Annotated in this window: 11 protein-coding genes; 3 read left to right on the forward strand and 8 right to left on the reverse strand. The window is 35.9% G+C overall.

What is annotated here, in order from left to right; translation table 11 throughout:
• Positions 1–305 precede the first annotated feature (305 nt).
• A complete protein-coding gene (locus KHB02_RS19375; protein ID WP_213145664.1) occupies positions 306–779 on the forward strand; it encodes a MerR family transcriptional regulator in 474 nt (157 codons plus the stop codon).
• Positions 760–1,182 (forward strand): hypothetical protein, encoded by a 423-nt coding sequence (locus KHB02_RS19380; protein ID WP_213145663.1) that lies wholly within the window; start codon positions 760–762, stop codon positions 1,180–1,182. The genes KHB02_RS19375 and KHB02_RS19380 overlap by 20 nt, the downstream gene beginning before the upstream one ends.
• A gap of 145 nt (positions 1,183–1,327) precedes the next feature.
• On the opposite strand, the gene KHB02_RS19385 is transcribed toward KHB02_RS19380, so the two are convergent.
• From KHB02_RS19385 to KHB02_RS19415, 7 genes are all read right to left on the reverse strand, one after another.
• Positions 1,328–1,978 (reverse strand): FusB/FusC family EF-G-binding protein, encoded by a 651-nt coding sequence (locus KHB02_RS19385; RefSeq protein ID WP_213145662.1) that lies wholly within the window; start codon positions 1,976–1,978, stop codon positions 1,328–1,330.
• Between the two features lie 144 nt (positions 1,979–2,122).
• On the reverse strand, positions 2,123–2,392 hold the full coding sequence (locus tag KHB02_RS19390) for a CD3324 family protein (protein WP_213145661.1): 270 nt from the start codon (positions 2,390–2,392) through the stop codon (positions 2,123–2,125).
• Between the two features lie 219 nt (positions 2,393–2,611).
• The gene (locus KHB02_RS19395) at positions 2,612–3,067 is read right to left on the reverse strand and encodes a GNAT family N-acetyltransferase (protein WP_213145660.1); all 456 of its coding nucleotides are present in this window, start codon (positions 3,065–3,067) and stop codon (positions 2,612–2,614) included.
• A gap of 197 nt (positions 3,068–3,264) precedes the next feature.
• Entirely contained in the window at positions 3,265–3,735 is a 471-nt protein-coding gene (locus KHB02_RS19400) for a DUF3995 domain-containing protein (RefSeq protein WP_241113973.1), read from the reverse strand.
• Between the two features lie 330 nt (positions 3,736–4,065).
• The gene (locus KHB02_RS19405) at positions 4,066–4,263 is read right to left on the reverse strand and encodes a hypothetical protein (RefSeq protein ID WP_338088308.1); all 198 of its coding nucleotides are present in this window, start codon (positions 4,261–4,263) and stop codon (positions 4,066–4,068) included.
• A 47-nt stretch (positions 4,264–4,310) separates the two neighbouring features.
• Positions 4,311–4,838 carry a dihydrofolate reductase family protein gene (locus KHB02_RS19410; RefSeq protein ID WP_213145659.1) on the reverse strand — a complete coding sequence of 176 codons (528 nt, stop codon included), beginning with the start codon at positions 4,836–4,838 and terminating at the stop codon, positions 4,311–4,313.
• A gap of 148 nt (positions 4,839–4,986) precedes the next feature.
• Positions 4,987–5,757 (reverse strand): TSUP family transporter, encoded by a 771-nt coding sequence (locus tag KHB02_RS19415; protein WP_213145658.1) that lies wholly within the window; start codon positions 5,755–5,757, stop codon positions 4,987–4,989.
• A gap of 110 nt (positions 5,758–5,867) precedes the next feature.
• On the opposite strand from KHB02_RS19415, the gene KHB02_RS19420 reads away from it, so the two are divergent.
• Complete coding sequence (locus KHB02_RS19420; protein ID WP_241113974.1) at positions 5,868–6,656, forward strand: TrmB family transcriptional regulator; 789 nt, start codon at positions 5,868–5,870, stop codon at positions 6,654–6,656.
• 429 nt (positions 6,657–7,085) lie between these two features.
• Here the strand turns inward: KHB02_RS19420 and KHB02_RS30070 are convergent, their stop codons facing one another.
• Positions 7,086–7,184, reverse strand: coding sequence for a putative holin-like toxin (locus KHB02_RS30070; protein ID WP_378582383.1), 99 nt, complete (start codon positions 7,182–7,184; stop codon positions 7,086–7,088).
• Positions 7,185–7,211: the final 27 nt, after the last annotated feature.

A 7,211-nucleotide genomic window follows, 5' to 3' on the forward strand; every position in this document is an offset into this window, starting at 1 on the left:
ATAAACTAAATTATTTTCTTTTGGAATGCCAATATAGGCCAGATTATTGAGTAACACGGATAGATATTAAAGCCAAACTAAAATCCAGTGAAGGAGAATCCATGTTTATCCATCTTTTTTTCGTAAAATGGGGTTTATGAAGTATGTTTAATCAAATTTTATTTTAAAACAACATCGCGCGAAAACAAGCTCAAGCTTCGAACTGACTGGCTGTTCACATCCTCTGCACGTCGGCCTGCCTATATTGATAAAAAATTCAAAAAACCTCTTGACATTGGAGTCAACTCAAATGATATTCTGAATTCATGGAAAAACTTTATTCTATTCAAGAGGTTTCGCAGATACTTGGGATTCCCAAGGATACACTTAGGTATTATGACCGGATCGGGATTGTCTCGCCGTCTCGGGATGACAATCGGTACCGCAGGTATTCGGGGGATGACCTCATAGACTTGATGAATATTCAGATCATGCAGTTTGCGGACTTCTCTCTTGATGAAATCAAGGAGAAACTTGGTTTACGAAAGATGGAAAATCTCAACTCCGCTTACTGTGAAGAGGCTGCTGCTTTCATCGATGCAAAGAACGCAGAAACGCGCATGAAGATTCACCATCTGGAAAAGGTCAGCCTGCTGCTTAGTATGGCAGCCGAAACGTTAAGAGATTTTAGTAACGAAAGCGACCAACGGTTGGCAGAATTCGTCCGCGAGCTTTACAAGGATATCCGAGGAAATAAACCGGTAATTTCTAAGGAGGGTTGTGATCATCATCAAGGTTAGGAATTTTTATTATCTGATTGCAGGTGTTCTTGCGATGCTGTTTGCTGTCACGCATGCATGGAACGGGCAAGCCGCTGTGCTGAAGACGCTCGACATTAAGACGATATCCATGGATACCCGAACGGTATTCACGTATGTTTGGCACATTATAACCGCGGAAAACCTGATCTTCGGCATCGCGTTCATTCTCATGTCTTTCCAAAGTGAGCGGTCGAAGATCCGTTTTGCCGCAGGGATGATAGCAGCAATCCTGATTGTCCGACTGATGGTCATCCTTGGCGTAACAGCATTACTTGACGTTACGGCTCTTACGGATACGCTTATAGATTCGATTGCCATCGTAATCTATGTTGCCTTGATCATACTGGGCACAACTGTGAAGAAAAAACAAGGACTACCGTAGCAGAGATTCCCGAATTGTCTTATAACTTGCAGAATCGCTCAAAGCTGTTTACCTTCAAGTGATATAAGGTACTGTTTTAAGTAAATGGTTATTCAAATAGAGGGCGTTTTTCTTGTGTATGGAGAGCGCCTTTTCTCAATAAGTTTCAGATTCCTTGTGAGTCTTTTAGAAAAGTTGTTAAATAATCAACATTGGTTATTTTTTTATTGCATTCTCTGCTATCGGCACAAATAAGATTTCCAATGGACTTGTAATAATCTGGGTTATTTGATTTTTTCGCTTTTGTTACGGTGGAAAAATAGGCAACCTCACCAAAGCAATTGCAGAAGGAACAAAGATTTTTTTTACTAGTCAGTGCAAATTCGCATTCAATGCCGACCAATTTCCCATCAAGTTCATATACTATAAATTTTTTATTGGATCTTAGGTCGTTCCAGCTTAAATAAGTCAACTTGTTGTGGTCGATAATTGATAAATCAGGCATTTTTAATTTTTTATGTTTCGGAAACATTTTTTTCAATTGCTGTTCGGTGATTCTTGGAAAGGGCAGCAAATAGTCTGAAAGATGCTGGATATATTGCTCATACTCTTTATCTGTTTTTAGTCTCGAAAGATCCAACATTTCTTGTTGTTCCGAAGAGGCATTTGGAAATAGATCGGAGATTTTGGCATTGGCTAAGTCAATCACAGCAGTCAAAACGTTTTGAGGTACGTTCTTTTTGGTGCTGTCCTTAATGACAGCAATCTGTTTTTTTATAAAATTTAATTGTTCATTTTTAATAAACTTTTCGGTCATCTCTTCTATCTCCATTCATTTTGCTGAAGTCTCTTTACACTTATTTTAAAAAATATATCAACCTTAAAAAATGGAAAAAATGATTTAGAATCGTTTTTTACATAAAAACAGCACTGATGAAGGATTTTCACCAGTGCTGCTCCCCTACTTTTTATGTGAATAAACAATTTTCTTAATCGTTTCAGGTGAAAGATAATACTCCTCAGCCAGTTGCTGGATGCTGCTGCCACTTATAAAAGAATTTCTAATGGCAGTATTTCGGCGGTCAAGCAGCCGTCTTCCTCCACTTGAAGTTCCCCATTTCCGATACTCCGTTTCCTGTTTAGGGATATAAAGGGTTTCACCCTGAATATACTTTTGGATTTCCACAATTAGCTTTTCGGGTAAAACTATGCTTGCATTCATATACTTCAATTTTGCTCGCCCCTTATTTGATTTTGAATAAAATAAGGTGCAAAGCCAAAATATTAGAAAAGCTTATTCAGCGATAAAATTAAATGTTTCGCCCCATGCAAAGTATCGCCTTTCTAATAATTGGCTTTGCATGAGTGAAAGAAGTACCAGACAATCTAACGTGATTCTCCATCTGTACGCACCCCCTTTAAAATTTAATTATAGCGCAATTCAATGAACTCATCTCACCTTTTTTAATTCCCATCTTAACATATCATTCACAGTTCCAATTTTATTCATCTTCAACTTTTCTAACACTCTAATGGATGGAATATTATCATGTAGGCACTCAGCAACTACTTTATCTACATGATCATTCGTAAATGCCCATTTAATAATTTTATTTACGGCTTCAGTTGCATAACCTTTGTTTCGTGCTGAAGGGATCATTCCATATCCTACTTCAACCGTATTTTCTGAATTAGGTTTACCTTTAAATCCAATATCACCAATAATCGTATTGTTTTCTTTATTGATAACTAGCCAAACACCCCAACCAAATTGAGTAGAATCCTCTTTAAGTTTCTCCAAAAACATCTTTATATGAGGGCCTATTTTGTAATCTTCTGGTGTAATTGTTGATAATAATTCATCTGTGCAAGGTACGATTTTTAGTCTTTCAGTCTGTAATTCCATCTTCATACTCCTCGTATATTATAATAAGAAAGGGATTTTTCTTAATATTTTTCTATAAAACTCCTAAAATCCCCTTAAATTCTCGAGATTATATTTAATTCTTTTTTCACTAAACTCCAGTAGTGGCGTAAGTGAATTTAACGGTTAACTAAATCTATTAAGTTTCATTCTGTCACTTTTGGTCCATATTATTGAACCTAAATTTTTAAAAAAATTCTTTTGACGGAAAAAAAATAAAAAACTCCACCAACCATCCAGTATGGTTCCCAAAAGAATAGTCTCCAAAAGGTAGCATATGGGCCCAGGTTAAATTCCAGAATATGAAATGCATTTAATAGAATTGTGATGAAATTGAGAAACCCATACAAGAACAAAAATGCACCACCAATTTTTGCCGTGTAATAAAGCATTCTGTTCATGATTTGTTTTTTCCAACGAATAATCAGCATTAAAAGGAAGATGACACCGAGTAATTTAATGAAACCTGTAAGCCAAACGATGGCCACAAATGAACGGGAAGGATTTAATGACATTTCGTAAATGGAACCCCCTAGAGATTTAATTCCCATTAAGCCGCCCATTGCCCAATAAAAGCTCATTCCTGCAAAAATAAGTGTCCAAATTATTCCCAGAACGATACACCAAGAATTCCTTTTCATTAAAAACATGTGACCATCCACCTTCTCCCCTGTCAGAGATGCTATAAGTTTCTAAATCTTTAATCTTTCCCTAACGCTATTAAATTCATGAAAAAACATTTTTATACCTACTATCAAAAACTATTCCTGAAGCGCTTCTTTATGCAAAATTTGAGTTAACAATAAAGTCAACATTAATCTTTAATAAAGCGATAAAATTAAAAAAGTGCATGAATTCACTACATACACTTTTTTACTAGTTATTAAAAATAGTTTTTAATTCACACAACTATTGTTTCAAAATATATAAGCAGCTTTTTTCATAAATGGAGTAGCCTACTCCTTTTTAGATGGCATTTGTCAGCCTCCTTCTATGCAAGTTGCAGTGGAACTTCCGACAACCTTATTTAATTCAGTTAATAAAATTTTGATAGTGTTTTCTGTAACTAATACCTGTAATGCCTTTTCGGTAATTGGAACATTGTATTTTTGAAAAACCTCCACTGTTTCTTTCCACACTTCGGCTATAGCTTTTGAAGCCATGTTTGGTTGAATCACTATAAAAATAACCCTCCTTGCATCTTCATCATCCCACTTTTTGTAAATTATTTTTTTATGTAATGTAGCATAGCAAGCTGACCTAATTTTTCTACTTTCGTTAATGTGTATTTTTGAGTAATGTCATCTCCGGTATATAGGGAGATCCCTTTTCCTAAAATAATCGGTGCAATGGCTAATTGAATTTCATCAATTAAATTTTCTTTAAAAAATTCACCAGCTAAATTTCCTCCACCAACTAACCATATATCTTTTCCAGGCTTTTGTTTTATATTTTTAATGAAAGTTTTGACCTCTTCATTAATAAATGAGGCATATTCATCTGACCCACTAACAGATTTAGAAAATACATAATTTTCATAACCGCTATAAGGGTAATCCATATCAAATCCTCGAATGACATCATAGGTTCCTTTTCCCATAACAATCGTGTCAATTCTTTCAAGGAGTGCATTGTAGCCAGAATCCCCTTCTACTTCTGTTGATTCTAACCATTCTAATGTACCATCCTCATTTGCAATATAGCCATCAATTGAAGTCCCAATGTATAAAATAATGTTTCGCTGTTTTTTCACGTGAATCCCCCATATTTTATTTCAGTTGATAAAAATAGTATACAAATTAATTATTTAAGTTGAATTAATCGAACCTTTTATTATTAAACGAATAACAAAAGGGTCCCAAAAATACTGTACCCCTTTAAGGCGTACAGTATTTTTGAATTTAATGAATATAATCATAAATATTTTTCGCCAGCAATAAGCAGGTAACGACAATAAACAGCGCACGAACATAGCCGCTTCCTCTTTTGATCGCAAATTTTGAGCCGCAAATGGCACCAGCAAGCTGTGCCACTCCCATGATTAATCCATACGTGTAATTTACTTGTCCTAGAAACATGAACATGAACAATGCGGCAATATTACTGCCAAAGTTTAAAAATTTAGCATTCCCCGCAGCTTTTAAAAAATCGAAGCCAACCAATAAAAAGGAAAAAATTAAAAATGAGCCTGTCCCAGGACCAAGAAATCCATCATAGAAACCAATTGCAAAAATGGCCATCGTAAACATAATAAAATGTTGGAAGGACAGTTTCTTTGGACTTGAAAAAATGCTGCCCCAATCTTTCTTGAAAATCGTATAAATAGCAACTGCCGCTAGCATGACCAGCATCAATGGCTTAAGCACTTCAGGATTTATCAAATGAACAGTCCACGCACCGAGCATCGAACCAATAAAAGTGAGCGGAAATAATTTATAAACTGACTTAATATCTAGTTTACCTGACCGATAAAACATAAATGTACTCGTTAAAGAACCTATAGTCGAGGCTAGTTTATTGGTCGCTACTGCTCCTGCCGGATTCAGCCCTGTAAATAATAGTGTAGGTAATGCGATCAAGCCGCCGCCACCGACAACCGAATCAATAAATGCTGCTAAAAATCCGAAAAGAATCAAAATCATTAATAATGTTGGGTCTAAGTCAAAATGCATGTCATTCAGCCTTTCATGTAGTTACTACTAAAATAGTAACTAATGAATTGCTTATTGTAAATAGGTATTGTAAATTGGAAATATAGGAAATAAATTGGAGGACGGAAAAAGTGGTCGACATCGTGCAACGTCTCAAAAAATTAGGTTTTAACGAATACGAAGCTAAATCTTATTTATCTCTTGTTAAACAAGGTCCTGTCACAGCCTACCAAGTTAGTAAGGAGTCAGGTGTCCCAAGAGCACGAATTTATGATGTGTTAAGTACTCTTGTTGATAAAGGGATTGTCTTGAAAGAAGAAATTAATGACACCACTCGTTATTCCCCTTTGCCCGTTGAAATTTTTTTGCAGAAGGCTCAATCAGAGTGGCAATCGACTTATACGGGAATAAGTGATTCATTAAGAAGTTTAGAAGCTTCTGCGGAAAAAACAGACAATCGAGTGATTACTTTAAAGGACTATCAAACCATCATTAGCTATTGTCAGACTTTAATAAAAAAAGCAAACAGCCGTATTGTTATTTCGATGTGGGACGATATGTATGAGGTGTTGAAAGACGAACTGGCTGAGGCTGCGGCTGATAACGTCACTCTACAAGGTATTACCATACATGTTGAAAATCCTATTAAAAATCTAGAAGTACATCGCATCACAACTTTTACTGAAACTCCTTCTACAGAGCGTTGGTTTATTTTATCCATAGATTCTAAAGAGATGATTTACGGACCATCTATTGAGGAGCGTAGTGTTGCTTTTTATACAGATGACCCTGTCCATATTTATTTATTAGAGGATTATGTGTGGCACGATGTGCTAGTAAACCGACTTGTCCGACGCAGCCAAGACGATCTGGACAATTGGATTACCAATGAGCGGAAAACATTCTTTAAGGAAAAATAAAAATGGGGAATGCCCCTTTCCTCAAAGAAATAGGCGATCAATCACTTATCATGCATATACTAACATATCCTGGGGGTGATGGATTTGTTTATAAATTTTTTTATAAAGGTCCCATTAAGGATGCGGTAAAAATCGTCGATAGTCTACAATATGTTGAATAAGCATTATTAAGTATGACAGCTCTGTTAACAGAGTTGCTTTTTTATAGAGGCTTTACCTATCCAAATCCACAGATACTCTTTTTTATTTGTAAAATACCAATTTGTTGCATATAATAAAGATATACAGCATAGCATAAAAAAGGGATACTAGCGCCAACTAGCATCCCTAATATACAGCCACACTGCATGAAGTGCAGTGACCGCCAAGCTATATTATGAGCAAAGAAGTAACCATTACCCTTTTACACTGGCAGGTGCGGGGGGAAGGTTACTTCTTTTTGAAGAGAGCGATTAACACTGAGATAAATGTTAGAATAAACATTCCAAATCCAAACATCAGAGTCATTGCTTCAACAAAAGTAACCATCAGCGGCCTCACCCCCCTTCAGAGGAA

The organism is Neobacillus citreus (assembly GCF_018343545.2).
Taxonomy (GTDB): Bacteria; Bacillota; Bacilli; order Bacillales; family Cytobacillaceae; genus Neobacillus; species Neobacillus citreus.